Source organism: Thioclava sp. IC9 (genome assembly GCF_002213225.1).
Classification (GTDB): Bacteria; Pseudomonadota; Alphaproteobacteria; order Rhodobacterales; family Rhodobacteraceae; genus Thioclava; species Thioclava nitratireducens.
This window is the reverse complement of sequence record NZ_NBNX01000003.1, coordinates 254,707-280,695: the sequence shown is the minus strand read 5'-3', so window position 1 is coordinate 280,695 and position 25,989 is coordinate 254,707. Positions and strand designations below refer to the sequence as shown.

At 64.9% G+C, this 25,989-nt stretch carries 23 protein-coding genes and 1 tRNA gene; 12 read left to right on the top strand and 12 right to left on the bottom strand.

The features are described 5' to 3' along the window. Positions 1 to 3 precede the first annotated feature (3 nt). From B6V76_RS09835 to B6V76_RS09825, 3 genes are read left to right on the top strand one after another with little or no spacing between them, the layout of a single operon-like run. Positions 4 to 966: an alpha-E domain-containing protein gene (locus tag B6V76_RS09835; RefSeq protein ID WP_075774079.1), complete on the top strand. Its 963-nt coding sequence runs from the start codon at positions 4 to 6 to the stop codon at positions 964 to 966. Then, positions 963 to 1,775 (top strand): transglutaminase family protein, encoded by an 813-nt coding sequence (locus B6V76_RS09830; protein ID WP_075774080.1) that lies wholly within the window; start codon positions 963 to 965, stop codon positions 1,773 to 1,775. The genes B6V76_RS09835 and B6V76_RS09830 overlap by 4 nt, the downstream gene beginning before the upstream one ends. A 32-nt stretch (positions 1,776 to 1,807) precedes the next feature. Further along, positions 1,808 to 2,533: a peptidase gene (locus tag B6V76_RS09825; protein ID WP_075774081.1), complete on the top strand. Its 726-nt coding sequence runs from the start codon at positions 1,808 to 1,810 to the stop codon at positions 2,531 to 2,533. Here the strand turns inward: B6V76_RS09825 and B6V76_RS09820 are convergent. Together B6V76_RS09820 and B6V76_RS09815 are read right to left on the bottom strand one after the other, a co-directional pair. Beyond that, positions 2,514 to 3,497 (bottom strand): alpha/beta hydrolase, encoded by a 984-nt coding sequence (locus B6V76_RS09820; RefSeq protein WP_088727324.1) that lies wholly within the window; start codon positions 3,495 to 3,497, stop codon positions 2,514 to 2,516. The two genes, B6V76_RS09825 and B6V76_RS09820, sit on opposite strands and share 20 nt — an antisense overlap. Then, the gene (locus B6V76_RS09815; protein ID WP_075774083.1) at positions 3,497 to 3,784 is read right to left on the bottom strand and encodes an SCP2 sterol-binding domain-containing protein; all 288 of its coding nucleotides are present in this window, start codon (positions 3,782 to 3,784) and stop codon (positions 3,497 to 3,499) included. The genes B6V76_RS09820 and B6V76_RS09815 overlap by 1 nt, the downstream gene beginning before the upstream one ends. A gap of 134 nt (positions 3,785 to 3,918) precedes the next feature. On the opposite strand from B6V76_RS09815, the gene B6V76_RS09810 reads away from it, so the two are divergent. The 5 genes from B6V76_RS09810 (at position 3,919) to B6V76_RS09790 (ending at position 8,855) form a co-directional block, all read left to right on the top strand. Next, complete coding sequence (locus B6V76_RS09810) at positions 3,919 to 4,422, top strand: tetratricopeptide repeat protein (protein WP_233242988.1); 504 nt, start codon at positions 3,919 to 3,921, stop codon at positions 4,420 to 4,422. 19 nt (positions 4,423 to 4,441) lie between these two features. Continuing rightward, a complete protein-coding gene (locus B6V76_RS09805) occupies positions 4,442 to 7,285 on the top strand; it encodes a helicase-related protein (protein WP_088727323.1) in 2,844 nt (947 codons plus the stop codon). 9 nt (positions 7,286 to 7,294) lie between these two features. Beyond that, on the top strand, positions 7,295 to 7,585 hold the full coding sequence (locus tag B6V76_RS09800) for an RNA-binding S4 domain-containing protein (protein WP_075774086.1): 291 nt from the start codon (positions 7,295 to 7,297) through the stop codon (positions 7,583 to 7,585). A gap of 101 nt (positions 7,586 to 7,686) precedes the next feature. After that, positions 7,687 to 8,025 (top strand): ferredoxin FdxA, encoded by a 339-nt coding sequence (fdxA, locus tag B6V76_RS09795; RefSeq protein WP_075774087.1) that lies wholly within the window; start codon positions 7,687 to 7,689, stop codon positions 8,023 to 8,025. 320 nt (positions 8,026 to 8,345) lie between these two features. Next, positions 8,346 to 8,855, top strand: coding sequence for a CarD family transcriptional regulator (locus tag B6V76_RS09790; RefSeq protein WP_075774088.1), 510 nt, complete (start codon positions 8,346 to 8,348; stop codon positions 8,853 to 8,855). A gap of 88 nt (positions 8,856 to 8,943) precedes the next feature. Here B6V76_RS09790 and B6V76_RS09785 read toward each other — a convergent pair whose 3' ends face one another. The 4 genes from B6V76_RS09785 to B6V76_RS09770 all read right to left on the bottom strand — a co-directional run bounded on the left by B6V76_RS09785 (position 8,944) and on the right by B6V76_RS09770 (position 16,880). Next, positions 8,944 to 10,836: a monovalent cation:proton antiporter-2 (CPA2) family protein gene (locus tag B6V76_RS09785; protein WP_088719619.1), complete on the bottom strand. Its 1,893-nt coding sequence runs from the start codon at positions 10,834 to 10,836 to the stop codon at positions 8,944 to 8,946. A 124-nt stretch (positions 10,837 to 10,960) separates the two neighbouring features. Then, positions 10,961 to 14,272: a hypothetical protein gene (locus tag B6V76_RS09780; protein WP_088727322.1), complete on the bottom strand. Its 3,312-nt coding sequence runs from the start codon at positions 14,270 to 14,272 to the stop codon at positions 10,961 to 10,963. Positions 14,273 to 14,490: 218 nt separating this feature from the next. Continuing rightward, positions 14,491 to 15,774: an O-acetylhomoserine aminocarboxypropyltransferase/cysteine synthase family protein gene (locus B6V76_RS09775; protein WP_088727321.1), complete on the bottom strand. Its 1,284-nt coding sequence runs from the start codon at positions 15,772 to 15,774 to the stop codon at positions 14,491 to 14,493. A gap of 101 nt (positions 15,775 to 15,875) precedes the next feature. After that, the gene (locus B6V76_RS09770) at positions 15,876 to 16,880 is read right to left on the bottom strand and encodes a hypothetical protein (protein ID WP_088727320.1); all 1,005 of its coding nucleotides are present in this window, start codon (positions 16,878 to 16,880) and stop codon (positions 15,876 to 15,878) included. 168 nt (positions 16,881 to 17,048) lie between these two features. Between B6V76_RS09770 and B6V76_RS09765 the strand changes: the two genes are divergently transcribed. Next, on the top strand, positions 17,049 to 17,354 hold the full coding sequence (locus B6V76_RS09765) for a hypothetical protein (RefSeq protein WP_233242987.1): 306 nt from the start codon (positions 17,049 to 17,051) through the stop codon (positions 17,352 to 17,354). Positions 17,355 to 17,431: 77 nt separating this feature from the next. Here the strand turns inward: B6V76_RS09765 and B6V76_RS09760 are convergent. Beyond that, positions 17,432 to 17,515, bottom strand: a tRNA-Tyr gene (locus B6V76_RS09760). Between the two features lie 128 nt (positions 17,516 to 17,643). Between B6V76_RS09760 and rlmB the strand changes: the two genes are divergently transcribed. Further along, positions 17,644 to 18,417, top strand: coding sequence for a 23S rRNA (guanosine(2251)-2'-O)-methyltransferase RlmB (gene rlmB, locus B6V76_RS09755; protein ID WP_088727319.1), 774 nt, complete (start codon positions 17,644 to 17,646; stop codon positions 18,415 to 18,417). A gap of 193 nt (positions 18,418 to 18,610) precedes the next feature. Then, the gene (locus B6V76_RS09750; RefSeq protein WP_088727318.1) at positions 18,611 to 19,030 is read left to right on the top strand and encodes a CoA-binding protein; all 420 of its coding nucleotides are present in this window, start codon (positions 18,611 to 18,613) and stop codon (positions 19,028 to 19,030) included. 72 nt (positions 19,031 to 19,102) lie between these two features. Here B6V76_RS09750 and B6V76_RS09745 read toward each other — a convergent pair whose 3' ends face one another. The 5 genes from B6V76_RS09745 to trpS all read right to left on the bottom strand — a co-directional run bounded on the left by B6V76_RS09745 (position 19,103) and on the right by trpS (position 25,076). Beyond that, a complete protein-coding gene (locus tag B6V76_RS09745; protein ID WP_088727317.1) occupies positions 19,103 to 20,287 on the bottom strand; it encodes an aminotransferase class I/II-fold pyridoxal phosphate-dependent enzyme in 1,185 nt (394 codons plus the stop codon). Between the two features lie 91 nt (positions 20,288 to 20,378). Next, positions 20,379 to 21,680 (bottom strand): FAD-binding oxidoreductase, encoded by a 1,302-nt coding sequence (locus B6V76_RS09740; RefSeq protein ID WP_088727316.1) that lies wholly within the window; start codon positions 21,678 to 21,680, stop codon positions 20,379 to 20,381. Positions 21,681 to 21,684: 4 nt separating this feature from the next. After that, positions 21,685 to 23,040 (bottom strand): glutamine synthetase family protein, encoded by a 1,356-nt coding sequence (locus tag B6V76_RS09735; protein ID WP_088719768.1) that lies wholly within the window; start codon positions 23,038 to 23,040, stop codon positions 21,685 to 21,687. A 12-nt stretch (positions 23,041 to 23,052) separates the two neighbouring features. Further along, complete coding sequence (locus B6V76_RS09730; RefSeq protein WP_075774097.1) at positions 23,053 to 23,751, bottom strand: type 1 glutamine amidotransferase; 699 nt, start codon at positions 23,749 to 23,751, stop codon at positions 23,053 to 23,055. Positions 23,752 to 24,035: 284 nt separating this feature from the next. Continuing rightward, the gene (gene trpS, locus B6V76_RS09725) at positions 24,036 to 25,076 is read right to left on the bottom strand and encodes a tryptophan--tRNA ligase (RefSeq protein WP_088719627.1); all 1,041 of its coding nucleotides are present in this window, start codon (positions 25,074 to 25,076) and stop codon (positions 24,036 to 24,038) included. Positions 25,077 to 25,203: 127 nt separating this feature from the next. Here trpS and B6V76_RS09720 point away from each other — a divergent pair, with 127 nt between their 5' ends. Further along, positions 25,204 to 25,890 carry a rhomboid family intramembrane serine protease gene (locus B6V76_RS09720; RefSeq protein WP_088725520.1) on the top strand — a complete coding sequence of 229 codons (687 nt, stop codon included), beginning with the start codon at positions 25,204 to 25,206 and terminating at the stop codon, positions 25,888 to 25,890. Positions 25,891 to 25,989 lie beyond the last annotated feature (99 nt).

Below are 25,989 nucleotides of genomic sequence, written 5' to 3'. Positions count from 1 at the left end.
CGGATGCTGAGTAGAACCGCTGAAAACCTGTTCTGGGTCGCGCGCTACATGGAGCGCGCAGAGACGATGGCACGGCTTCTGGAGGTCGGCGCGCGGATCGCGCTGACGCCGTCGACCGGTCATGGCTACCGTTCCGAATGGGAGAGCCTGCTGCAAGCCTCAGGCACTGCCGATGGCTTCTCCGAGAAATACGGCGATCCGGTGCAGCGCAACATCGAGAGCTACCTGTTCTTCGACCGCGACAACCCGTCCTCGGTGATATCCTGCGTCGAGCGTGCACGGGAGAACGCGCGCATCGTGCGTACGGCGATCACAGGTCAGGTCTGGGATACGCTCAACACCGCGTTCCAGGAGATCCGCCAGATCGAGCGTCAGCCGCGCTCTGAATGGGAGATTACAGAGCTGTGCGAATGGGTGGCCCGGCAATCGGCGCTGCTGCGTGGGGCGATGGACGGCACGATGCTGCGCAATGACGGGTTCTTCTTCATGAACCTCGGTTATGCGCTGGAGCGGGCCGACAACACCGCGCGTCTGATCGACGTGAAATATTTCGTGCTCCTGCCCTCGGTGGAGATGGTGGGCTCTGGCCTCGACAATTACCAGTGGCAGGTGCTGCTGCGCGCGCTGCAATCCTATCGCGCCTTCCACTGGGCCTATGGCGGCGAGCTGACGGCGTCGAAGATCATGCATTTCCTGATCCTCAACCCGGCCAGCCCGCGCTCGCTGATATCGGCGACGCGCAAGGCGATGCACCACCTCGACAATCTCGAAAGCTTCTACGAGGTCGAGCCGGGCACCGGCCTGCCGCAGATGCGGGCCAAGGCGCTGATGACCGAGCTGAACCAGACTCAAGTCGCCGAAATTATCGAGGAAGGCCTGCACGAGTTCCTCACCCGTTTTATCGGCGAGATCGGGCAGCTTACCGCGCTCGTTCAGCAAACCTACCTGTCGGGAGATGCGCGATGATCCTCACCGTCAACCATGTCACCACCTATGATTACGACGCGCCGATGGGGGCCGCGGTGCAGTCGCTGCGCATGTTCCCCTCGCGCTTCGAGGGCCAGCGCGTCATCGAATGGGACGTCTCGGTCGAAGGCGGTCTCCGGGGCGGGTCGTTCCGCGACGGCGCCGGTGACCGTATCGAGGGCTGGTCGATCCGCCCACCGGTCGACGAGGTCGCGATCACCGTGACGGGGCAGGTCGAAACTTTCGATACCTCGGGCGTGCTGCGCGGTCACCGCGAGCTGGTGCATCCGATGGCGTACCTGCGCGAGACCGTCGCGACATGGATCGACGACAGTCTGGCGGCGCTGGCCGAAGAGGCCGTTGCAGGGGCCACGGAAAATCTCGATCGGGCGCATCGCCTCAGTGCCGCGATCTCCGAAGCGATCGCCTACAAGCCGGGCGCCACCCATTCGCACACCACAGCCGCCGAGGCGCTGGCGCAGGGCGAGGGGGTCTGTCAGGACCATGCCCATGCGCTGGTCGCGGTAGCCCGCTGTGCCGATCTGCCTGCGCGCTATGTTTCGGGCTACCTGTTCGCGGCCGATGATGGCACCCCGCACGAGGCCGCCCATGCCTGGGCCGAAATATGGATCGCGGGCATCGGCTGGATCGGCTTCGACCCGGCGAACAAATGCTGCCCGGACGAGCGCTATATCCGCCTCGGCTCCGGGCTCGATGCGCGCGAAGCCGCGCCGATCCGTGGCATCACCCAAGGCTCGGGCGAGGAGCGACTGCACGTCACAGTTGCCTTGGACCAAGTCCAGCAATAGATTGCGCGCTTGTCAGGGATCAGGGAACGAACATGACCTATTGCGTAGGCCTCTTGCTGAACGAGGGGATGGTGCTGCTGTCGGACACGCGGACCAATGGCGGGCTCGACAACATCGCGACCTATCGCAAGATGTTCACCTTCGAAGAGCCGGGCGAACGTGTGATCGCGATCATGACCGCGGGCTCGCTCTCGGTCACGCAAACGACGCTGGCGCGGTTGCGCGAGGCAGCGGATGCGAGCGACGCGACGGGCGACAGCTCGATCATGGAAGCGCCGACGATGCTGAAAGTGGCCGAGATCATCGGCAACACGATGGCGGGCGTGCGCAAGGACATCACCAGCCGGATGGATGCCGAGCGGGTTTCGACCTCGGCCTCGATGATCGTCGCGGGCCAGCGCGCGGGCGGTGAGATGCGGATGTTCCTGATCTACCCGGAGGGCAACTTCATCGAAGCCACCGAGGACACGCCCTTCCTGCAGATCGGCGAGCATAAATACGGCAAGCCGATCCTCGATCGCGTGGTCCGTCCGGACACAAACCTGATCGATGCGCAGAAGGCGGTACTCCTTTCGATGGATTCGACGCTGCGCTCGAACCTCTCGGTGGGGATGCCGCTCGATCTGGCGGTGATCAAGAAGGACGAGTGCCGGATCTCCAGCCAGCGCCGCATCGAGGCGGGCGACAATGATTTCGCGGAAATGTCGGAAGCCTGGTCGAACGCGCTGCGCGACAGCTTCACGCAGATTCAGCTTTGACCGGGTCGCGGGCGTCCAGCCCGCCCGCCGCGTCGAACAGCGCGGTGCAGCCGTCGTAGAAGCGTTTCCGCGTTGCGGGGATTTCCATCATCAATTCGTGCTCGGCGTCGGGGATCACGTCCAGCGTGCCTTTTGGCCAACGCCCCATCCGGTCATGGACCGAGGGCGTGTGAACGATCTTCTCCGCCCCGCCCAGGCCGCAATAGCAGGGCAGGTCGGGGGAGGGCAGGGCTGCCAGCGCCTCGCATTCCAGCAGGCTCTCGGCGACCCAGTGGATCGTCGGGCCGGCCAACGTCAGTTCGGGGCGCTTCGCGGCCTGCTCGAGCAGCCAGGCCCACATCCCGGGATCGCGGGTCAGGCGGTTCGCCTCGAAACTGTCGCGGTAGACATAGGTGGTGCCGTTCATGCCGGGCGGATAGTTGTTCGCGAGGAAGCCGTCGCCCAGAAGGTTTGCCAGCACGATGCGGAACGGGTGCAGCAGCGGCGAGGTGGCGATCCCCCACATCGGCGCGGAGAAAGCCACCGCGCTGAAGCGATGGTGTTCATGCATCACCGCGCGCAGCGCGATTGCGCCGCCCATCGAATGGCCCACGATGTAATAGGGTTGCGGCAGGCCGAGCTCGTCCGCAGCGTCGATCACCGCATGCAGATCCCACTGGTAATCCTGCAAGCCGCCGACATGGCCCTTCTCGGGTGCGTCGGGCAAAAGCCGGTCGGCCAGGCCTTGCCCGCGCCAGTCGATGGCGAGCATGGCATAGCCCCGGGCCGCGAATTCCGCGGCCGCAGGGCCGTATTTTTCGACATATTCGGTGCGCCCGCATCCCAGAAAGACCGTGCCGCGTGGTTGGGGCGGTGCTGGCCAATGTGCGAAGCGTATCCGCACCCCATCTTCCGCCGTCAGCCAATAGGCAGCGCCGCCTTCGGGGCCGCGCGCGATCTCTTCGAAAATCGGGGCGCGTTCCATCAGGCCAGAGCCGCACCCAGCTGCATGGCGAGGCCCATCGAGCCGTCGACAGAAAGTTTGCCGGACATGAAGGCCGCGGTCGGGTTCACGTCGCCGTTGAGCATGCCTTCGAAGGTCTCGCGATCGGCGGTCAGAACGACTTCCGCGTCGTCGTCGCCTTCACGCACGCCGTTCTCGTCGGCAATGATCGAGCCTTCGCCTTCGATCACGAATTTTGCAGTCGAAGAAAACCCATCGGGCAGTTTCGCCCGCAGCGCCTCAACGGCCTTGTCGATAACCTCGCTCATCGCGTCCTCCAATTTTGATGGCCGGGCTCTCGCATTCTCCGGCAATTGCATTACAGTCATGATTTATGTGGCAGCGATTTGACAGATACAAATGTGTCGTCACGGCATTTTGCTTTTCGGCGATGCTGGGAACAATGGCGGCATTCCCCGCCAGCGCCGAAACCGCAGGTCTGGACCCGTATTTCAAAGAGTTGGCTGATCCCAACGATCCGGGCTGGTCGCGCGCCGAGGCGGACATCCGCAGGGCGTGGTCGCGGTCGGGATCCGCGGCGATGGACCTGCTCCTGAAGCGCGGCGAAGAGGCGCTGGACGCCGGCGATACCGAGGCCGCGATCGAGCATTTCACGGCGCTCACCGATCACGCGCCCGATTTCGCCGCTGGCTGGAACGGGCGGGCGACTGCCTATTTCATGGCCGGGCTCTATGGCCCGTCGGCGGCGGATATCGCGCGTACCCTGAAGCTGGAGCCGCGACATTGGGGCGCGCTTGCAGGTCTGGGGGCGATCCTCGAGGAGATGGGCGACGACAAGCGCGCGCTTGAGGCCTATAAGAAGTCTTTTGCCTTGAATCCGCATCAACAGGATGTGAAAGACGCCATTGCGCGCCTCGACGAGGCGCATCAGGGCACGGCTCTCTGAGAGCTGGAACGGAGCTGCGATGCAAGGCGGGCGGATCACGGCCGTTCTGGGGCCGACCAATACCGGCAAAACCCATTACGCAATCGAGAGGATGCTGGCGCATCGGACCGGCGTCATCGGACTGCCGCTGCGGCTCTTGGCGCGCGAGGTCTATGACCGGATCGTCGCGCAGCGCGGCCCCTCGGTCGTGGCGCTGGTCACCGGCGAAGAACGTATCGTGCCCGAGCGGACGCAATATTGGGTCTGCACGGTCGAGGCGATGCCGACGGGGATCGGAGCGGATTTCCTTGCCATCGACGAAATCCAGCTATGTGGCGATCCCGAGCGGGGCCATGTCTTCACCGATCGGCTGCTGCATGCGCGCGGGCTGCACGAGACGCTGTTCCTCGGCTCCGAGACGATGCGCGGGGCGATCGCGGCGCTGGTGCCAAAGGTGCAGTTCACCAAGCGCGAGCGGTTTTCCGAGCTGACCTATTCCGGCTCGAAGAAAATCTCCCGGATGAAGCCGCGCTCGGCCATCGTGGGGTTTTCGGTCGAGAACACCTACGCGATCGCGGAACTGATCCGCCGCCAGAAGGGCGGCTGCGCGGTGGTGATGGGGGCGCTCTCGCCCCGCACCCGCAACGCGCAGGTCGCGATGTATCAAAATGGCGACGTCGACTATCTGGTCGCCACCGATGCGATCGGGATGGGGCTCAACCTCGATATCGACCATGTCGCGTTTTCGGCCACGTCGAAATTCGACGGGCGGCGGATGCGTCCGCTTTTCCCGCATGAACTTGCGCAGATCGCAGGTCGCGCCGGGCGCCACACCACCGATGGCACGTTCGGGGTGACCGGCGAGGCGCGGCCGCTGCAGCCCGAGGTGATCGAGGCGGTCGAGAACCACCGTTTCGCGCCGCTGCAGAGGCTGCAATGGCGCAACGCGCGGCTCGAATTCGGTACCGTGGACCGGCTGATCCAATCGCTCGACGCGCGGCCCGCCGAACGCGATGGCGGCGAATGGCTGACCAAGGGACGCGAGGCCGACGATGCGCGCGCGCTCAAGGTGCTGGCCGAGGATCCGGCGATCCGCGACCGCGTCACCAGTCCAAAGGACGTGCAGCTTCTCTGGGATGTCTGCCGAATCCCCGATTTTCGTTCGATTTCCGAGGCCGAACATGCAACGCTTCTGGCGCGCATCTTCGAGTTCCTGCAATCGGGCAAGGGCGTGCCCTCGGACTGGCTCGCGCGCCAGATCGAGCGTATCGACAGGACGGGCGGCGATATCGACACGCTCTCGCGTCGTCTCGCCTTCATCCGCACATGGACCTATGTTGCGCAACGCAAAGGGTGGGTCGATGATGAAAGCCATTGGCGCGAGGCGACCCGCGCTGTAGAAGACCGCCTGTCGGACGCGCTTCATGGCGCGCTGACGCAAAGATTTGTGGACCGGCGCACCTCTGTGTTGATGCGCCGGCTCAAGCAGAAGGAGACCCTCGTGGCCGAGGTGAACGACAAGGGCGAAGTGACGGTGGAAGGCGAATTCGCGGGCCGTCTGGAAGGATTCCGGTTCAAGCAGGACGAGACCGGCTCGCCAGACGAGGCGAAGATGCTTGCCCGCGCGGCGTATGAGGCGCTCGCGCCCGAGTTCAATCTGCGCGCGGACCGCTTCTACAATGCGCCCGATACGGAGATGGATTTTACCGAGCAGGGCGGCCTGATGTGGGGCGACACCGCTGTCGGCAAGCTGGTGAAGGGGCCCGATGTCCTGAAGCCGACCGTGCAGGCTTTCGTCGACGACGAGGCAGGCGCGGATGTGGCCGAGAAGGTCACGCGCCGTCTACAGCATTTCATCGACCGCAAGGTTGCCGCCCTGTTCGAGCCGCTTCTGGCGATGAGCCGCGACGAAGAGCTGACGGGTCTCGCCCGTGGCTTCGCGTTCCGCATGGTGGAATCGCTGGGTATCATCCCGCGCGAGCAGGTCGCCGCCGAGGTGAAGGATCTCGATCAGGACGCGCGCGGTTCTCTGCGCAAGCACGGCGTGCGCTTCGGCCAATACACGATCTTCATGCCCGCGCTTCTCAAGCCCGCGCCGACGCGTCTGCGCCTCGTGCTGGCCTCGCTCTGGTCGGGCGCGGATGAATTCCCCGAAAGCCCGCCTCCGGGCCTCGTGACGATCCCGAATATCGACGCGTTCGATGCCGAGACCTATCGCCTGTCGGGCTACCGCCCCTCCGGCGCGCGGGCGATCCGCATCGACATGCTCGAACGTCTCGCCGATCTGCTGCGCACGCAGGATAGCCGCGGCGGGTTCGAAGCCAATCCGGACATGCTCTCGATTACCGGCATGACGCTTGATCAGTTCGCCGATCTGATGGGCGGTCTGGGCTACAAGGCCGAGAAAGGCGAGCGCGCGAAGGTGAAAGCCGCCGATCTCGAGAAGGCCGAAGAGCAAGCCGGTGCCGAGGCCCTCAAGACCGAGCAGGCCGACGAGGCGAAAGCCGAGGCCGGCGGCGGCGAGCAGCCTGCCGAGACCCATCCCGAGGCGGAGGCTGCGGCCGAGGCCGGCGGCGACATGGTGGCAGCCGATGACGTGGCCAGCGACGAGGTCGAGGTCTTCTACACCTTCACCTGGGCACCGCGTCCGCGCGGCAACCGTCCGCCGCGTCGCGATCAGGGGCAGGGTGGCAAGCCCGGTGGCGAACGTGGCGAACGCAAGGGCGGCGGCAAGCCGCATGATGGCAAGCGCGACGGCAAAGGCAAGAAGGGTGGCAAACCGCAAGGCGCGCGCAACTTCGAGGCTCGTCCGCCGAAGAAGGACAAGCCGGTTGATCCGGACAACCCCTTCGCGGTTCTGGCTGCCCTCAAGGACAAGAAGTAACGTCCCGCCATGGCTGACGCGCCCGAGCGCATCCGCATCGACAAATGGCTCTGGCAGGCGCGGTTCTGCAAGTCCCGCGGCCTCGCGCAGGAGCTGGTGCAGGGTGGCAAGGCGCGCGTCAACGGTCAGCGCATCGACAAGCCCGGTCGGGCGATCGGCCCGGGCGATGTGCTGACCTTGCGGCTCGGCAAGGGCGAAGACGCACGAATCTGTGTGCTGCGGGTACTGGAATGCGGCACACGGCGCGGCCCCGCGGTCGAGGCTCAGACGCTTTACACCTTGCTCGAACCGGAGGGATAGGCTGTGCGCAATGCCGCAGCGAAAAGCCGGGCCTCTCTCTTGAAAGAGGGTTCATCCCCCGCTAGGACGGGGCAGGAAGCTGTTCAATCGGGGTTTCACCAATGACCTACGTCGTCATCGATAACTGCATCAACTGCAAATATACCGACTGCGTCGAGGTCTGCCCGGTGGATTGCTTCTACGAGGGGGAGAACACGTTGGTGATCCATCCCGACGAATGCATCGATTGTGGTGTCTGCGAGCCCGAATGCCCCGCCGATGCGATCCGTCCGGATACCGAGCCGGGAATGGAATCCTGGGTCGAACTAAACCGGAAGTATTCCGAGCTCTGGCCGGTGATCACCCAGAAGAAAGATCCGATGCCGGAAGCCGAGAAATACGACGGCGAGAGTGGCAAGCTGGAGAAGTATTTCTCCGAGGCGCCTGGCGAAGGCGACTGACGGGTCGGTGATTCTGACCAATTTTCCCCGATTCTCTGGGAGTTGGGGCGGTTTACGCTGCGGCATTTTGTCAAAATCCCCTGCGTAACTCGTTGAAAACGCATCATATTACATATGCGCGACAGTTACGCGCTTTGAAATTCATGCGATTCTTGCTATATTACTGTCACAAATGAGTTCGACCCCACCTTTTGCGTCGCCCGCTCGCCCGCAAAAGAGATCTCGTGACTGACTGACGAACGCGGAGCTAGAGAGCCCCGTGGGCGTCGTATGCTCGCTGGATACCGGGGTTCGTGACCGGCTGCAAGGAAACGAACCGCATGACCAAAACCAAGAAGACCGAATTCCGCCCCAACGATTTCGTCGTCTACCCGGCGCATGGCGTAGGGAAGATCATGTCCATCGAAGAACAGGAAATCGCCGGGCTCAAGCTCGAGCTTTTCGTGATCTCCTTCGAGAAGGACAAGATGACCCTCCGCGTGCCGACGCACAAGGCGACCGAAGTCGGGATGCGCAGCCTGTCTTCGCCCGACATGGTGACCAAGGCCCTCGAGACCCTCAAGGGCAAGGCCAAGGTCAAGCGGGCGATGTGGTCGCGCCGTGCGCAGGAATACGAACAGAAAATCAATTCGGGCGACCTGCTCGCGATCGCTGAAGTGGTGCGCGACCTGCACCGCAGCGACGATCAGCGCGAGCAGTCCTACTCGGAGCGCCAGCTTTATGAAGCCGCGCTCGAGCGTCTGACCCGCGAAGTGGCCGCCGTTTCGGGCACCGACGAAGAGCGTGCCGCGAAAACCGTAGACGAGGTTCTGGTCGGCCGCGCCGCCTGATCGCGACACACGCGGAACTTTTCCAACGCGAGGCTTGCGAGCCTCGCGTTTTTTCATGGGCGAAGGGCAGGGGAGCCGTTGCCCGCGATTACGCTTCCGGCCCGGTCTTTTCGTTGCCCGGGGCCTCGCGATCGCTTTCGTCGCGCTCGCCGCGGCGGCGGAACTGCTCCATCATTGCGGCTTCCAGTTCTGCGTTGAGCTCCTTCGTGCGCGCGATGTACTCGGCGTTCTGTTCGACCGGCACGCCCGGCTTCCAGACCTGCGCCAGGTCGCGCACGGCGGCCCGGTCGAGCTTGAAGAACAGTTTCTCCAGCTCCGAGGCTTCGAAGGCCGACAGTCCCGCGTTCTCGAGCACATACCGCCCGGCGCGCAGGGAGCTGTCGAACATCTCGCGCACGATGTCATTCGCGCCGGCTCGATACAGATCGAACACATGGGTCCGGTCGCGCGCGCGGGCGACAATGTGAAGGTCGGGCCGGATGCGGCGCGCATAGGCCACGAGCTTCGTGGTCTGTTCGCGCCCGTCGAGCGCTGCGACCAGCACCCGCGCCTGATTGATGCCGGCCGCGGCGAGCAGGTCGGGGCGCGTCGGATCCCCGAAATAGCCCTTGAAGCCGAAGGTTCGCATCAGCTGGATCGTCTTGAGATCGGCGTCCAGAACGGTCGTGCGCATGCCGGACATCGTCACCAGACGGTTCACCACCTGCCCGAAACGGCCCACGCCTGCGATGATGATCGGCTGCTGCTCGTCGATCGCGTCCGGGTCGGGGCCCGGCGGCTTGCGCAGCCTGAGGCCGATCTGCTCGTGCAGGATGAACAGCAAGGGCGTGATGAGCATCGACAGTGCGATCACCACCAGAAGCTTCTCGGCCAAGGCATTCGGCAAAATCCGTTGGCCGACCGCGAAGGAGACCAGCACGAAGCCGAATTCGCCAGCCTGTGCGAGACTCAGCGTGAACAGCGAACGGTCCGGCCCGCGGATCTTGAACAGCACCGACAGCCCGTAAAGCACCGCCGATTTCAGCGCGACCAGCAGGAAGACCAGCGCGAAGATATTCGCGGGCTGCGCGGTGATGACGTCGAAATTGATGCCCGCGCCCACGGTGATGAAGAACAGGCCCATCAGCAGGCCCTTGAAGGGCTCGATATCGGATTCCATCTCGTGTTTGAACTCGCTGTCGGCCAGCACGACCCCGGCGAGGAAAGTCCCGAGCGCGGGCGAGAGGCCCACGAGGTTCATCAGGCTCGCGATGCCCACCACGATCAGCAGCGCCATCGCCGTGTTCACCTCGCGCAGCCTTGCGCCTTGCACGAACCGGAACAGCGGGCGCACGAGGTAATGCCCGATCAGCACGGTGAAGGCGACCGCGGCCAGCGTGATCACCGTGACGCCCCAGGCGGGCAACGAGTCGATCACGCGCGCCACGACGTGATCGCCGTGCCCAGCCTTGGCCACCGCCCGCGCGCCGGGCAGGGCCAGAAGCGGCATCAGCGCCAGCATCGGGATTACCGCGATATCCTGCGTCAGCAGCACCGCGAAGGAGGACCGCCCGCCCGCCGTCTGCATCAGTCGCTTCTCGTTGAGAGTCTGCAACACGATCGCCGTCGAGGACAGTGACAGCGTCATCCCGATCGCGAGCGAGACACGGAAATCCTCGCCCATCGCCATCACGATCGCGGTGACGAGGATCATCGTGACGAGCACCTGCAACCCGCCGAGCCCTACCAGCTTGTCGCGCATCGCCCATAGCGCACGCGGCTCCAGCTCCAGTCCGATCAGGAACAGCATCATCACCACGCCGAACTCGGCGAAATGCTGCAGGTCGGTCATCTCGGCGCCGGAGAGCCCCGTGACCGGGCCGATCAGGATGCCCGCGATCAGGTAGCCCAGCACAGAGCCAAGGCCGGCACGGGTGGCCAGCGGCACTGCGATCACCATCGCGAGCAGGTACAACGTGGCTTGAAAGAGAAAGCTTTCCATCGGCGGCTTGTTTCCTTGGGCGGTGCGCGGGAGGGGGAGGGGCGCGACGCGTCTACGTCCCAGCGTAATCCAGCGCAGACCGTGCGCAAGGGTTCAAGGTCGCGAATGATTACGCCGCGCGCGTTTAGCCCTCTTGCAGCAGCTTCAGCGTCAGGCTGCGCGAGCCTTTCTTATAGGTCAGCGCATTGGAGCCGATCTGCGTCACCCGCCCGCCATCCAGCCGGTCGCCCACCCCCACTTTGACGAAGCGCCCGTTCGAGAGCCGCACAAGGGCGCGGCGGTTCGACGAGGAGCCGTAAAGCCCGATCAGGTTGATCTTGCGCAGGTTGATGACGTTCTTCTCGGTCGCTTGTCTGGCGACGGAGGCAGAGGTCGGCAGGCGCGTCGGCGCGGCAGTGGGTTCCGGCTCGTCGAGATCGGCGGGCCGCGGGTCGGGGACGGGCGTGGCGACCGGGGCGCGCGCGGCGGCGGCGGCGGCGACGGTTTGCGCGGGCTCGGCGGCGATCGCAGCGGCAAGGGCGTTCTCGACGGAACGCGAGAAGTTACGCGGTTTCGTCGGCGGGACGGCGGAGCGCGCCACCGCCAGAGCGGTCGCGCCGGCGAAGGGATCGGCGTTCTCGGCGACGGCTTCATCTTGCGCCTGCACGGCGGCGGCGACCGACTCCTGGATCGATGCCGGACGGCGCGGTGGCCGCAGTGCCGCGAGTTCAGGGTTCGCGACCGCTGCGGATTCCGAGGCGGGCGCCTGCGTTGTGGCGAGCTTGGTCACCGCGTCGGGGCGAGCCGTCGGGCGCGTCGTCTGGAGTTCGGGATTGGGCTGAAGCGCCGGATCGAGCGCGCCTTGATCGTTCGGATCAGCCTGCGGGGCGGGATCGGTCTCATTTGGCGCTGCGGTTGCGCCGGTGAGGTCGGCGGGCTTGTCCGCGGGACGGAATCCCGACAGCGACGGGATCGCGCCGAGCGTGCCTTCCGGCGTGATCGGTTGGGTCGCGGCATAGGCCTGCGCGACGGCTTCGGGGCGGGGGCCCGGAGTGACGGCGGGCGCGCCCGCGTAAAGCGTGAAGCCGCCCGGCATTTCCACTCCGTCCTCCGTCGGCGTGACAGGCGGGGTGTCTGGGGGCTGCGTGTCGCTCTGCAGCGTATCGGCGCTCGGCGGGGCGAGCGGCGTCGCGGTGAAGGCCGGAAGCTCTGCGGGTGGCGTCGCAGGCGACGCGGTCTGCGCCTCGGTTGCGGGAGCTTCGGTCGCGTCGCTTTGTGCGGTTTCGCTGGCGGTCGTGTCGTTTGCCGCAACGTCTGTTTGCGTGTCGGCCGTGGCGTCCGGAGTCTCTGCCTGCGAATTGGGCATGGTGTCGGGGGCGGTGTCGCCCGTGTCGGACGCCGTGATGTCCGAAGCGGTCGCCTGCGCGTCGGCGGGCGGCTCTGCCGCAGCCGTATCGGCAGGCTGCGTGTCAGAGGGCTGTGCGTCGGCGCCGTTCTGCGAGGGCGCCTGATCCTGCGCTGGCGCGGCGGTGTCGGGCGCGGCCGTGGTGACCGCGTCGCTTTGTTCCGACGGGGCGGGTTGCGCATCAGCCGGGGCGAGCGCCGCGACTTGCTCGTCTTGAGGAGCGGATTGGTTGGCCTGAGCCTGAGCGTCGGATTGCGTTGCCTCGGGGGCCGCCACGTCAGGAGTGGCCGGGGCAAGGGCGGTCTGCTCTCGCGCGTCACCCGCGGCCGGGGCGGGCGCTTCGGCGATGGCGTCCACCGGCGCATCGACCGGTGCGGGATCGTCGAGCAGTGTGGTCCAGAGCGCGATGATCGCCAGTACCAGCACCAGCGCGCCAGTGAGCATCAGCCCGAGATGGCGCGGCTTGCCGCCCGTCGTCGGCCGCTTGGTGCCGCCGAAAACAGTCTTGTCGCTCGTACGCTCGACGATCGGGGCCGGGGTGGCGGTGCTCGCATCCGGCCCGTCCTTCGCCTCCTCGCGCAGCAACGAGGTCGCGGATTTCGCGCCGAGCGCGGTCGTCCCGCCGATCCCCGTGCGCGCCGAGGGGGCTGTAGCCTTGCCTGCTTTCGCCCCGGTTTTCTGCGGTTCTTTCGGCGTGAAACGCGGATCGGGCTCGTCGAAATCGAGTGTAGGCGCGGTGATCTTGGCGTCGCCCGATGCGATCTTGCTGCGATCGGGCATCGGGCTGAGCCGCGTGGCCCCGCCGAGCCGCGGTGGCGTGTCGTTCACGGTCACCGTCGCCGCGTGGTCGCGGCGCGAAGCGAAGGCGGCGGCGATAACGCTGGCGTCGGATTTCGGCAGATCGTCGTCGTCCTCGTCGCTTTCGAGAGCCTCGGATTGGTCGCTCTCCGCGTCGTGCGCCACCTCCTCAGGTTTGGCATCGGCCTCCGCGGCGGTTGGCAAGGCCGGTGCGGCCGCAAGGCCAGCAGCGGCGAGGGCTGCGTCCGAGGTTTCCTCGGCACTGTCCGCCTCCGCGTCGTCGGAGAGCGCGCCATCCGGCTCGCCCTCGGCAAATTCGACCGCATCCGCAGCCTCGGTTTCCTCGGGTGCGATTTCGCCCGCCGCCACCGCTTCGGCGGCCTTGGCGGCGGCGCTTGCCGCAGCGGGCGTGTCCTCGCTCGGCGCGCCTTGCTGCGCGTCGGGCTCGGCTCTCGTCGCATCGAGCAACTCGGAGAATTCGCCCGGCTCGTCCGGCAGCGTGAGATCAGCCTCTTCCGCCGTGGCCTCCGCTCTCGCCGGCTGATCCAGCGCGCTCAATTCTGCCAGTTCGGTTTCCGAGACTGCGCTGTCGTCGGAGAGCTCCGCCATCTCGCTCTGCGCAGCGGCGGTTTCCACCTCGGTGGCCTCCGTCTCCGTGGCTTCTGACGGAACGGCCTCCGCCGGCGTCTCGCTTGCCTCCTCGGACAGATCGACAGCCACGATCAGCGCGAATTTGTCGGGCTCGACATGCGCACCTTCGGGAATGTACTGCGCGACCGACGAGGTCAGCCCGAATTGCGGCTCGCCGGGGAAGTCGCCGGGTTCGGGGGCGGCCACGAAACTGACCGGGTTGAAGCCGTTCTCCTGCGCGAAACTCTCGGCTTCCTTCAATGTCTCGCGTGCGATCACGGCGACCTGCACGGTCTGGCCGGGGCCCGAGAAATCATAGACCAGCTCGCTGACGGGGTAGGGCGTCATGCCTTCCAGCGCCGCTTCGATCTGTTTCTTGCGCTGCGCCGGGCTGGGACCGGGCGCGTAGATCGCGGTATAGAGAATCTGCGTATCCGGCAGCACGAGCTTCGAAGTGAAGCCGCGCGGAGCCTGCGCCCGGGCCTTGTCGCGCAGGGCCGCGACCTCGGCCATCGGGTCCTCCCCTTCGAGCGCGGCCTCGCCCAGAAGCGTCCAGCCCTCTTTCGCGCGGTGCACCAGAGCGATGCCATCATGCGAGAGGATCAATGCAAAATCGGGTTTCATGGGTGCTGCGCGCGCCTCGGGGCGGTCCGGTCCAAGTGTTCACATCTTGGTAAAGGAGATTCGATCTTCTGAAAAGCGCCGCGACGGGGACGGAGCGGGCATTTGCCGGTTTTCCACCGTTTCAACGGCGCAGACGCGGGGAACGACGCAAGAAATGTCGGAAATGCAATCCGCGGTCATGGATGGCGCGCCGACATTGCGGCGCGCCGTCTGTGTTATCAGCTGGTTGCGGCGCTCAGCGCCTGATCGAGATCGGCGATAAGGTCGTCCGCATTCTCGATCCCGATCGACAGGCGCACCACGTTCGGCGCGGCCCCTGCGGCGATCTGCTGCGCTTCGGTCAGCTGGCGGTGCGTGGTTGAAGCCGAGTGGATGATCAGCGAGCGCGCATCGCCAAGGTTGGCGACATGGCTGAACAGCTTGAGATTGTTCACCAGCTTCACGCAGGCGTCGTATCCGCCTTTGACCGCGACGGTGAACAGCCCGCCCGCGCCCTTCGGCGAGACGGTCTTCATACGCTCATGCCACGGCGAGCTCTCCAGCCCCGCATAGGTGACGTAGTCGATGCGCTGGTCCTTCTCGAGCCATTCGGCAATCGCTTTGGCGTTGGCGTTGTGCTTGTCCATCCGCAGGCTCAGCGTCTCGATCCCCATCAGCGTGTAATGCGCGCCTTGCGGGTTCATCGTCATGCCGAGATCACGCAGCCCCACGGCGATCGAGTGGAAGGTGAAGGCCATGGGCCCCAGCGCCTCGTGGAATTTCAGCCCGTGATAGGCGGGCTCGGGTTCGCTCAGCGACGGGAACTTGCCCGAGGCGGACCAGTCGAACTTGCCGCTATCGACGACACAGCCGCCGGTGACGGTGCCGTTGCCGGTCATGTATTTCGTCAGCGAGTGGACGACGAGGGTCGCGCCATGCTCGATCGGGCGGCACAGGTAGGGAGTGGCCAGCGTGTTGTCGACGATCAGCGGCAGGCCGACCTTGTCGGCCAGTTTCGCCACCGCCGGAAGGTCGGTGATGTAGCCGCCCGGATTCGAGATCGACTCGCAGAAGATCGCGCGGGTGTTCTCGTCCACAGCCGCTTCCAACGCGTCGAGATCGTCGAAATCGACGAAGGTGCAGGACCAGCCGAAGCGCTTGATCGTGTGGCTGAACTGGGTGATCGAGCCGCCATAGAGCCGCGTCGAGGCCACGATGTTCAGCCCCGGCCCCATCAGCGGGAAGAGCGCCATGATCTGCGCCGCATGACCCGAGGAACAGGTCACGCCGCCTGCCGCGCCTTCAAGCGCCGCGACACGTTCGGCCAGCTTCATCACCGTCGGGTTGGTCAGGCGCGAATAGATGAAACCGACTTCCTCGAGATTGAACAGGCGCGCCGCGTGGTCGGCGTCTTTGAAGGCGTAGGATGTGGTCTGGTAGATCGGCACCTGAACCGCGCCCGTCGCGGGATCGGGATCGGCTGCGGCGTGGATTTGCAGGGTGTCGAATGCGTAGTCGGACATATCGGGGCTCCTCTTTTCTTGCCGAGACGTTAGCGGCACCGGGAGAGGCCGACAAACACATTCGTTTTCGGTGATAAGAGGCCAGAGAAGGACCGCGCGGCTCAGCGCATCCAGAGCTTCGCGCGCTTGATCCGGTTACGCAGCGCCTTCTCGTGCCGTGGCATGCCTTCCTCCGCGATGATCCCGCGCAGCTTCCGGCCCTTACCCTGATAAATCAGCTTCTTGGCAGGCTCGTAAGCCTTCAGCACTTTCTTGACCCTGTTCGGGGACGTCAGTTCTTCGACGGTGTCGATCACGGTGTCGCTCTCGCGCGCGTACATCAACGGCAGCGCGCGGTAATGACAGCTGACATCGCCGTCGAGCCCATCGAGCTCGGGTCCCGGGCGCCCGCCGCCGAAGGAATGGATCACCAGCGGCAGCGCAACCTGATCGAGCCACGGATCGAGCGATTGGCAGGCCAGCTCATCCGGCGTCTCGTCGCGGATGTCGCGGGCGTAGCGCAGGAAACGGGCGCCGAACTCCGCCGGGTCGGGACCGAAGAACCAGCCTGCGTTGAAATACATGTAGCGCCGCCAGTATTCGTCCGGCTGGCTCAGATCGAGCGTCTCCTCGAACCCGTCCAGCCCGAATTTGTCGTAGAGCGACTTCCAGATGCCGGTATAGCCCGGACCGTAAAGCGGCGGCTCGGGCCAGGTGCCGGTGCGGCGCATCGAGGCTGATGGACGGTCGAAGTCGAAACCGACCTGCGACAGCGGCCCGGTAAAAACCGTATCGGTGTCGAAGAATACGAAGGGCATCCCCGCGGGCAGGGCGGCGAGCGCCTCGATCTTGTTGCCATGGGGGTAGGTCTGGCCGAAGACCTTCGACTCGAAGGGCGCGATCTCGGCGCCGACCTCTTCGAGCAGCGCCCGGACCGGACCGGAGATCCGCGTCTCCTCGGACCAGCGCGGGCCGGGTTGCGGCTCGGCGATCAGCAAGCGCCCAGCGAAGTCCGGATTGGCGGCGCGGAAACTCAATACGAACAGAATCGCTTCGAATTCCAGCCGTCCCGCCTGTGCAACACAGAAGATGTTGTAGGGTTGTGAAGTCCGGTCGTTCGCCGCCATACTGCCGCCTGTCGGAGGATTTGAGCGCAGTATAGCGAGAAAGTTCAGGGGTAAAAGGTGATACGGATAAGCAAGTTAGCCGCGTTGGCGCTGTGTGGTGTCGCATTGAGCGGCCCCGCGAACGCGCAGAATTTTACCACCGCTGCCGAAGTGCGCCCGATTCTCGGCATGACCCGCGACTCCTGGGTCGCGATCCGGGAATACGGTGGCAAGGATCTGGTCTACTTCACCCATCTTCTGGCGTGGCGCTGCGGGCTGAGCGAGATTCGCTACGGTTTCAACGGTGCGCCGCCCACCAAATCGTTCAAGATGGAGAAATGCCACGAGGGCGCAGCCCAGCCCAACGCGATCTCGGGCGACAATGTCTATGTCAGCCAACCGCAGGGCTCGGTCTCCGAGGTGCGGGTGAAGCTGATTTATGACGATGGCAGTTCGGAAGAAGCACGGTTCAGCCGCAAGGCGGTGCTGCAATAAATGGCGCAACGAATGGGCGTTATTCAACACAGCGGCCCCCGTGGGAGCCGCGTGTCACCAGTTCCTGAAAGGGGAAGTGGTGGGTGACCCTGGAATCGAACCAGGCGTGGGTCGCCCCGGCGGAGTTACAGTCCGCTGCCGCACCTTGCAGCACGTCACCCGACGCTGGGCGGGAGATACAAAAGGGGGCGGGGGGCGTCAAGAGAGAGTTTGCCGAAAAATCGCGCTCCGGATCAGAGCTTGCCAAACGAGGTCATTCCGCGCAGGTAGGGGCCAAAGGAGACCCGCGATGAAAAAGCCAGCCTGGGTGATCGATAAGGAACGCGCCAAACGCGCTGCGGCCGCCGAGACCGTGTGGCTCTTCGGCCTGCATGCGGTGCGCGATGCGCTGCAGAACCCGATGCGCGAGCGTCTGCGGTTGGTCTGTTCGAAGAACGCCGCCGACAAACTGGCCGAGGCGATCGGGGCGTCGGGCATGGAGCCCGAGATCGTCGATGTCCGCAAGTTCGACAAGTTCGTGCCGATCTCGACCGACTCCGTCCATCAGGGCGCGGCGCTCGAGGTGAAGCCGCTCGATTGGGGCGCGCTGAAGGATGTCTGTTTCGGGGCGCGCCGTGTGGTGCTGCTCGACCGCGTCACCGATCCGCATAACGTCGGCGCCATCCTGCGCTCGGCCGAGGTGTTCGGCGCGGCCGCCGTGATCGCGCCGCATCGCCATTCCGCGCCCGAGACCGGCGCACTCGCGAAAACCGCCTCCGGCGCGCTCGAGCGTCAGCCCTATCTGCGGGTGAAGAACCTCTCCGACGCGATGGAGGAGCTTCGCCAGATGGGCTTCCGGCTGATCGGGCTTGCGGGCGAGGCGAAGATGTCGCTCGAAGACGGGCTGTCCGAGGCGGGAATGGAGCCGGTGGCGCTCGTTTTGGGCGCCGAGGGACCGGGCCTGCGCGAGAAGACCCGCGAGACCTGCGACCGTCTGGTGCGAATCCCCTTTGCGGGCGAATTCGGTTCGCTCAACGTGTCGAATGCCGCCGCGGTGTCTCTTTATGCATCCGCAAGTCGGTAATGGTCACAAAATCGCGATCATGAGGGCGTGGACCTTAAAAGCGGCGGGATGCGTTCCTATCTCGATGTCTGAGGCGCAGCTTCGGAACCGCTGCGTCTCTAGTTCACTGTCCCTCGTTCCGCCACTGTTGCGCCCAGCCTTCAAGGCTTGGGCGCATTTTTCTTAGAGGGCTGCGACAAAGGAGAGGTTTCAGATGCAAGACGAGATTCGCGACATTCTGGAAAGTACCAAGATCATCGCCGTGGTCGGCATGTCCCACAAGCCGGAGCGCCCCTCTTACGAAGTGGCGCGGTTTCTGCAATCCAAGGGGTATCGTGTGATCCCGGTCAATCCTGGGCTCGCGGGGCAACAGCTGCTGGGCGAGATGGTCTATGCCGATCTCGGCGCGATCCCCGACGAGATCGCGGTGGATATGGTCGACGTGTTCCGCCGTTCCGAGGCGGTGCCGGAGGTCGTGGACGAGGCGCTGGCGCATCTGCCCGATCTCAAGACGATCTGGATGCAGCTTGGCGTGTCGCATGACGCTGCCGCCGAGAAAGCCCGAGGGCAGGGGGTGAAAGTCGTGATGAACCGGTGCCCGAAGATCGATTATCCGCGCGTGATGGTCGCGTAAGGCGAGGGGGGCTCTGCCCCCTCGGCCTGACGGCCTTGCCCCCGGGATATTTCGATCAAGGAGAAGACCGGATCAGCCCTTCACGGCTTTGACGGCCTCGAGAATCGCATCGGCGATGTAATCGAGATCGGGCTGCTTGAGCCTCGCGGGCAAGCGCGTATCGCAAGCGCGCATCAGCATCTCTCGGGTTTTCGGAAGCTCCGGCACATCTCCGAGGAACTGCCAGTTCCAGAAGGCGCGCGCATTGTCTTGGCTGAGGCCGAAGACCTGCACGCTGACGCCGCGCGCTTTCGCTTCCGATTGCATCTTGCGGGCTTCCCCGTCGGACCAGTCGCCCGCGAGGTTGAACTGCAGCGAATCCGGGGCGCGGGTTTCGGGGCCGAGGGGCGGCGGCACGTCGAGCCAGTCGCTCGTGTTCAGCCGCTCCGCGACATAGTCGTGGTTGGCGCGACCATCGTTCACGCGGCGCTCCACTTCCGCGATCTGCGGGCGGATGACGGCGGCGGAGAGGTTCTGCATCCGGCAATTGTATAGCGGCAGCTTGTTCTGCCAGTGATGGAAGCTGTTCTGCAGGCCGGGATGCTTCTTCCAATTATGCTCATAGGCGCCCGACATGATGACCGCGCGGGCGGCGAGCTCCGGATCGTCGGTCAGCAGGATGCCGCCTTCGCCCGCGTTGATCAGCTTGTAGGACTGGAAGGAGAGGCAGCCGATCTTGCCGATGGTACCGATCTTCTTGCCGTTCCAGAGCGTTCCGAGCGAGTGCGCCGCGTCCTCGATCACCGGCACGTCCTTCTCGGCTGCCAGTTCCATGATCACGTCCATATCGGAGGTGTGGCCGCGCATGTGAGAGATTAGCACCGCGTCGATGCTGTCGTCGAATTTCGCGCGGAAATCGTCGAGGTCGATGCGGAAATTGGAGCCGACTTCGACCAGAATCGGGACGCAATCGGCGTGGACGATGGCGGAAGGGACGGCAGCGAAGGTGAAGGCCGGGACCAGCACGCGCGCGCCGCGCGGCAGGTCGAGCGCCTTCATCGACAGGAAGAGGGCTTGCGAGCAGGATGACACCGCCACGGCGTATTTGACGCCCATGAACTCCGCGAATTCGGCTTCCAGCTTGGCGACCGGCGCGTCTTCCGAGGTGTAGCGGAACAGGTCCCCGCTTGTCAGAAGGCGATCGATTTCGGCCCGGGCGGCCTCGGGAATGGCCTCGGCGTCGTAGCAATTCGGGGCGGTCTGTCCGTCACGCGGCATGGCAAGATATCCTGAAACTGACTTTCAGAAATGCTTACACTGCAGGGGGCGAATTCTCCAGTGACCTTTTCATGACGAAACCGAGACCGGCTCAAATCCCCAGTTTGTCGCGCATCGAGAACCACGTCATCGCGGCGACCAGAAGCGGGCTGCGCAGGAGCGATCCGCCCGGGAAGCCCGGCACGTCGAGGCTGGCCATCAGGTCGAAGCGTTCGGCTTGACCTGCGACTGCCTCGGCCATGATCTTGCCCGCCATCGTGCCCATCGCGACGCCATGGCCGGAAAAGCCACTGGCCGAGAGCGCGTTTTTCAAAGGCCGTGCGAAATAGGGCATCCGGGTGCGGGTGATGGCGAGCGTGCCGCCCCAAGCGTAGTCGATCTTTACATCGGCAAGGGAGGGGTAGACCTCCAGCATCGGCTTGCGCACGGTCTGCACGATATCGGGGAACCTGTAGCCGTAGCTCTCGCCGCCGCCGAAGAGCAGGCGGTTATCGTCAGAGAGCCGCCAGTAATTCACTACGAATTTCGTGTCCGCCACGGCGATATTCTCGCGCAGCACTTGGGCCACGCGCGGGCCCAGCGGCTCTGTCGCGACGATGAAATTGTTGATCGGCATCACATGCGAAGCCACGCGCGGGGCGAGGTTTCCAAGATAGCCATTGGCCGCGAAGATCAGATGATCGGCATCGATATGGCCATGCTCGGTCTGCACGCGCACCGGCGCGCCGGGACGGATATGATGGACGAGCGAGCCCTCGTGGATTTCCACGCCGGCCTTGCCGCAAGCGAGCGCCAGGGACTGGGCGAAGTTCAGCGGATGCAGGTGCCCTGCGCCCCGGTCGATATCGCCGCCAAGATAGGCCTCCGACGGCAGAATTGCGTGCAGCGCCTCGCGGGAGAGCGGCTCCACCTGATCGTAGCCGTAATCGCGGGCCAGTTTCTCCGCCATGTGGTGGGAATGCGCGACCTCGGATTGCGTCCGGCAGGCATGGGCGATGCCGGGGTGGAAGTCCACGTCCATCTCGTATCGTGCGATCAGGTCGCGGATCAGCGCTTTCGCGTCCTCTCCGATATCCCAAAGCCTGCGCGCCATTTCGGGGCCGTGGGCTTTCTCCAGATCGTCCTGCTCCAGCCGCTGGCCCGAGCCCACCTGCCCGCCATTGCGTCCCGACGCCCCGAAGCCTACGCGATGGGCCTCGAGCAGCCGCACAGAATAGCCCTTTTCCGCCAGATGCAGCGCCGCCGAGAGGCCGGTGAAGCCGCCGCCCACCACGCAGACATCCGCCCGGTGGCGGCCCGTCAACGCGGGCCAGCGCCGGTCGGTCAGCGCGGTCGCCGCGTAATAGCTCGGCGCGTGCTCGCCCTTGCGGTCATTGGCGAAGAGCAGGTTCATCGCATCACACGTTCATCAACAGGTGCTCGCGCTCCCACGGCGAGATCACCTGTAGGAACTCTTTGTATTCGTTGCGCTTCACGGCCTCGTAGACGGCGCAGAATTCCGGCCCCAGCACGTCGCGGATCGGGGCGCTTTCCGAGAACAGATCGAGCGCATCGCCCAGATTCACCGGCACGTCTTCGGCCGACATATAGGCGTCGCCCAGGCATTCGGGCTTCGGCATCTGCTTTTCCTTGAGGCCCAGATAAGCGCAAGCGAGCGAGGCCGCGAGCCCGAGATAGGGGTTGCAGTCCATTCCCGCGAGACGGTTTTCGATCCGCCGCGCCGCTGGGCCGGAGATCGGCACGCGCAGGCCCGTCGTGCGGTTGTCACGGCCCCATTCAAGATTGATCGGGGCCGCGAAATCCGGGACGTAGCGGCGATAGCTGTTCACGTAGGGCGCCAGAAGCGCGATCACCGCGGGCAGGTGCGTCTGAAGCCCCGCGATGCAATGCAGGAAGGCCTCCGTCTCGCCGCCCCTCTCGTCCGAGAAGATGTTCTCGCCGGTCTTGGTGTCGATCACCGATTGGTGGATATGCATGGCCGAGCCCGGCTCGCCCTCGATCGGCTTCGCCATAAAGGTGGCAAAGCAATCCTGACGCAGGGCGGCCTCGCGGATCAGCCGCTTGAAGTAGAAGATCTGGTCGGCGAGTTCAACCGGGTCGCCATGGGCGAGGTTGATCTCGATCTGCCCGGCACCGCCTTCCTGCAAGATGCCGTCGATCTCGAAACCCTGAAGCTCGGCGAAGTCGTAGATATCGTCGATGACCTTGCCGTATTCATCGACCGCCGACATCGAATAGGCCTGCTTGGCGGCCGCGCGACGACCAGACCGCCCCATCGGCGGGATGATCGGCTGGTTCGGATCCACATTGCGTGCAACGAGGAAGAATTCCATTTCGGGGGCGACGACCGGCACCCAACCCTCGGCCTCGTAGAGCGAAAGCACGCGCTTGAGCACGTTGCGTGGGGCGATCGGCACCGGGTTGCCCTGCTGGTCCTCGACGTCGTGGATGATCTGCAAGGTCCAGTCCGCCGTCCAGGGCGCGGCCGTCGCGGTCGAGAAATCGGGCGTCAGGATCATGTCCGGCTCGGTGAAGGCGCCCGAGGGGTTGTCAGTCCACTCGCCGGTGATCGTCTGCAGGAAGATCGAGTTCGGCAGGAAGAAGCGATCCTGGAACTTGAATTTCGACGCGGGCATCGCCTTGCCGCGCGCGACCCCCGCGATGTCGGCGACAATGCATTCAACCTCGTCGAGACGCCGACCCTCGATGTAATCGCGTGCGGCTTGCGGGATGCGGTCGGTCCAGTCCTTCATGTCGCTCATCGGTCAGCTTTCCGGGTGCGCGGGCACCCTTGTCTTGAGGAAGAAATCGGCGATGCGCTCGGCGATCCGGGGCGCGCCGTTGGGCCGGCCCAGCCGCGTGCGGGCCGCCTCCATCAACTCGTCGGGCACGACGCCGCGCCCGCGTGTGTCCATCAACCCTTCCACGAATTCGTCGCGAAACTCGGGATGGGGCTGAACGGTGAAGATCGTGTCGCCATAGGTAAGCGCTGGATAGGCGCAGAAATCATTGCCCGCGATCGGTGTCGCACCCGGCGGCAGCTCGGTCACCTGATCCTGATGCCACGCGTTGAGTGCGATCACCTCGCCGCCGAAATCGTAATCCTGCGGGCCTACGGCCCAGCCGCCGGAGAATTTCTCGACCTTGCCGCCAAGCGCCTGCGCGATGATTTGGTGGCCGAAACAGATGCCAACCATCGGCACCTTCTCGGCATGGGCGTCGCGGATGAACGTCTCGAGTGGCTTGATGAAGGGATGATCCTCGTAGGCGCCGTGACGGGAGCCGGTGATCAGCCAGCCGTCGCATTCATGCACGTCTTTCGGGAAGTGCATATGCTCGACGTCGTAGCGTTGGAATTCGAGGCCGCGCCCGGCGAGCAGGGCTTCGAACATGTCGGGATAATCGCCCGCCTTGTCGCGCAGAACGTCGGGGGATTGGCCGGTTTGGAGAATGCCGATACGCATGGGAGGTCCGCTCGTAAGCTCTTGTTGACGAAGCGTAGTGCGGGCCGTGAGCGGCGGCAAGGGGGGCGCTGCTGGTTCGCCGGATCGCGACCGGAAGGCGCGAAGGGGGCTCCGCCCCCGGCGCGTGCGCGCCTCCCCCGGGATATTTCCATCAAGAGGAAGATCCGTTTCGGCTTGGGCGAAATATCCCGGGGGGAGGGCGATAGCCCGAGGGGGCAGCGCCCCCTCTTCCTTTGGTTTTGTCGCTCTCCGGCGACCCGGGGCAGAGCCCCCGTTCTCGACGCTTAACGCGAGCGGATCATTCCCATGATCTCGAGCGTCTGGCCCAGGATCGGCTGTGCGATCTCGTCGGCCCGGTTCGCGCCATCGCCCAGGATATTGTCGATCTCGGAAGGGTCGTTCATCAGCCGGGTCATCTCGTCCGAGATCGGGGCGAGCTTCGCGACCGCGAGCTCCGCCAGCGCCGGTTTGAACTTGCCGAAGCCCTCGCCGCCATATTCGCCCAGCACTTGGGTCGGCGTCATGTCGGCCAGCGCGGCGTAGATGTTCACGAGGTTGCGCGCCTCGGCTCGGTCCTTGAGCCCCTCGATCTCGGAGGGCAGGGGCTCGGGGTCGGTCACGGCCTTGCGAATCTTCTTGGCGATCGTGTCGGCATCGTCGGTCAGGTTGATGCGGCTCGCGTCCGAGGGGTCGGATTTCGACATCTTCTTGGTGCCGTCGCGCAGGGACATCACCCGGGTAGCGGCGCCTTCGATCAGCGGCTCGGGGGAGGGAAAGAACTCGGTCCCGTAGTCGTGGTTGAACTTGGCCGCAATGTCGCGGGTCAATTCGACGTGCTGCTTCTGATCCTCGCCCACCGGCACCATCGTCGCGTGATATAGCAGGATGTCGGCGGCCATCAGGGCGGGATAGGCATAGAGGCCCAGCGAGGCCTTCTCAGCATTCTTGCCCGCCTTGTCCTTGAACTGGGTCATCCGGTTCATCCAGCCCAGACGCGCGACGCAGTTCAGCGCCCAGGCCAGTTCGGCATGGGCCGACACTTGCGATTGGTTGAACAGGATCGAGCGTTTCGGGTCGACGCCCGAGGCGATGAAGGCGGCAGCTGCCTCGCGGGTGTTGCGGCGCAGCGCCTCGGGCTCTTGCCAGACCGTGATCGCGTGCAGGTCGACGAGGCAGTAGATCGTCTCGATTCCTTCGTCCTGCTTCTGGGCGAAGCGCTTGAGCGCGCCCAGATAGTTGCCCAGCGTGAGCCCGCCCGAGGGCTGGATGCCGGAGAAGATCCGCGGTTTGAAATTGGCGTTGAGGGGTTGCGCTTGCTCGCTCATCTGATGCTCCTGATCTGCGGGGGGTGGAAGCCCGCCATTGAGGATCTCCCGGGGTGGAAATCCGCTCTCCGCTCGCTTATCGCTAAAGCGCAAAGGGCGCAACTGAGCCCGCGAGCAGGAGACCATTATGCGCGACGGCTATGACGAACACCCGATGAACCCGCTGCCGCCAGTGGTCTGGCTTCTGGCGCTGCCGATCATCGCGACGGAGCTGTTCTTCGCGATGGGCCAGTCGGGGCTGATCGGCGGGGCGCAGGCGGCGGGCTGGCGGCTCGACGCGCTGCAGAAATTCGCCTTCTCGCCGCAGGTGATGCGCGCGATGGTTGAGACCGGGCAATATCCGCCCGAGCAGATGATGCGAATTCTGACCTATCCGTTCGTCAACGCTTCGGTGACTCAGGCGATCTTCGTGCTCGTGTTCCTCTTGGCGCTGGGCAAGATGGTGGGCGAGGTGTTCTCGGGCCTCGCCGTGGCGATCGTCTTCTTCGGGGCGACGATCCTTGGCGCGCTTGTCTATGCGGCGCTGCCCTTTACGCAGATCGGGCTCTATGGCGGCTATCCCGGCGATTACGGGCTGATCGGGGCGTTCACATGGATTCTGTGGACGCGACTGGGGCAGGAAAATGCGAACCAGTTCCGGGCCTTCTCGTTGATCGGCGCACTGATGGGCATTCAGCTGCTGTTTGCGATGATCTTCGGCGCGCGGCCCGACTGGATCGCGGATATCGTCGGGTTCGTGGCAGGCTTCGTGCTGAGCTTCTTCGTGGCGCCCGGCGGAATGCAGCGGACGTTGCAGCGGCTGCGGCGTCGGTGAGCCTTCCTGGCCAGGGGCGACTAGCCCCGGGCCGCGCCCGACCCTCCCACCGGGAGGGCGCATTGGCGAAGTCGGCGCAGGCATTGGCGACCTTCGGGC

Bases quoted from the DNA above. Each gene is read 5' to 3' on its own strand.
- B6V76_RS09835 (WP_075774079.1), top strand. From the start codon at position 4: ATGCTGAGTAGAACCGCTGAAAACCTGTTCTGGGTCGCGCGCTACATG.
- B6V76_RS09830 (WP_075774080.1), top strand. From the start codon at position 963: ATGATCCTCACCGTCAACCATGTCACCACCTATGATTACGACGCGCCG.
- B6V76_RS09825 (WP_075774081.1), top strand. From the start codon at position 1,808: ATGACCTATTGCGTAGGCCTCTTGCTGAACGAGGGGATGGTGCTGCTG.
- B6V76_RS09820 (WP_088727324.1), bottom strand. From the start codon at position 3,497: ATGGAACGCGCCCCGATTTTCGAAGAGATCGCGCGCGGCCCCGAAGGC.
- B6V76_RS09815 (WP_075774083.1), bottom strand. From the start codon at position 3,784: ATGAGCGAGGTTATCGACAAGGCCGTTGAGGCGCTGCGGGCGAAACTG.
- B6V76_RS09810 (WP_233242988.1), top strand. From the start codon at position 3,919: ATGGCGGCATTCCCCGCCAGCGCCGAAACCGCAGGTCTGGACCCGTAT.
- B6V76_RS09805 (WP_088727323.1), top strand. From the start codon at position 4,442: ATGCAAGGCGGGCGGATCACGGCCGTTCTGGGGCCGACCAATACCGGC.
- B6V76_RS09800 (WP_075774086.1), top strand. From the start codon at position 7,295: ATGGCTGACGCGCCCGAGCGCATCCGCATCGACAAATGGCTCTGGCAG.
- fdxA (WP_075774087.1), top strand. From the start codon at position 7,687: ATGACCTACGTCGTCATCGATAACTGCATCAACTGCAAATATACCGAC.
- B6V76_RS09790 (WP_075774088.1), top strand. From the start codon at position 8,346: ATGACCAAAACCAAGAAGACCGAATTCCGCCCCAACGATTTCGTCGTC.
- B6V76_RS09785 (WP_088719619.1), bottom strand. From the start codon at position 10,836: ATGGAAAGCTTTCTCTTTCAAGCCACGTTGTACCTGCTCGCGATGGTG.
- B6V76_RS09780 (WP_088727322.1), bottom strand. From the start codon at position 14,272: ATGAAACCCGATTTTGCATTGATCCTCTCGCATGATGGCATCGCTCTG.
- B6V76_RS09775 (WP_088727321.1), bottom strand. From the start codon at position 15,774: ATGTCCGACTACGCATTCGACACCCTGCAAATCCACGCCGCAGCCGAT.
- B6V76_RS09770 (WP_088727320.1), bottom strand. From the start codon at position 16,880: ATGGCGGCGAACGACCGGACTTCACAACCCTACAACATCTTCTGTGTT.
- B6V76_RS09765 (WP_233242987.1), top strand. From the start codon at position 17,049: ATGACCCGCGACTCCTGGGTCGCGATCCGGGAATACGGTGGCAAGGAT.
- rlmB (WP_088727319.1), top strand. From the start codon at position 17,644: ATGAAAAAGCCAGCCTGGGTGATCGATAAGGAACGCGCCAAACGCGCT.
- B6V76_RS09750 (WP_088727318.1), top strand. From the start codon at position 18,611: ATGCAAGACGAGATTCGCGACATTCTGGAAAGTACCAAGATCATCGCC.
- B6V76_RS09745 (WP_088727317.1), bottom strand. From the start codon at position 20,287: ATGCCGCGTGACGGACAGACCGCCCCGAATTGCTACGACGCCGAGGCC.
- B6V76_RS09740 (WP_088727316.1), bottom strand. From the start codon at position 21,680: ATGAACCTGCTCTTCGCCAATGACCGCAAGGGCGAGCACGCGCCGAGC.
- B6V76_RS09735 (WP_088719768.1), bottom strand. From the start codon at position 23,040: ATGAAGGACTGGACCGACCGCATCCCGCAAGCCGCACGCGATTACATC.
- B6V76_RS09730 (WP_075774097.1), bottom strand. From the start codon at position 23,751: ATGCGTATCGGCATTCTCCAAACCGGCCAATCCCCCGACGTTCTGCGC.
- trpS (WP_088719627.1), bottom strand. From the start codon at position 25,076: ATGAGCGAGCAAGCGCAACCCCTCAACGCCAATTTCAAACCGCGGATC.
- B6V76_RS09720 (WP_088725520.1), top strand. From the start codon at position 25,204: ATGCGCGACGGCTATGACGAACACCCGATGAACCCGCTGCCGCCAGTG.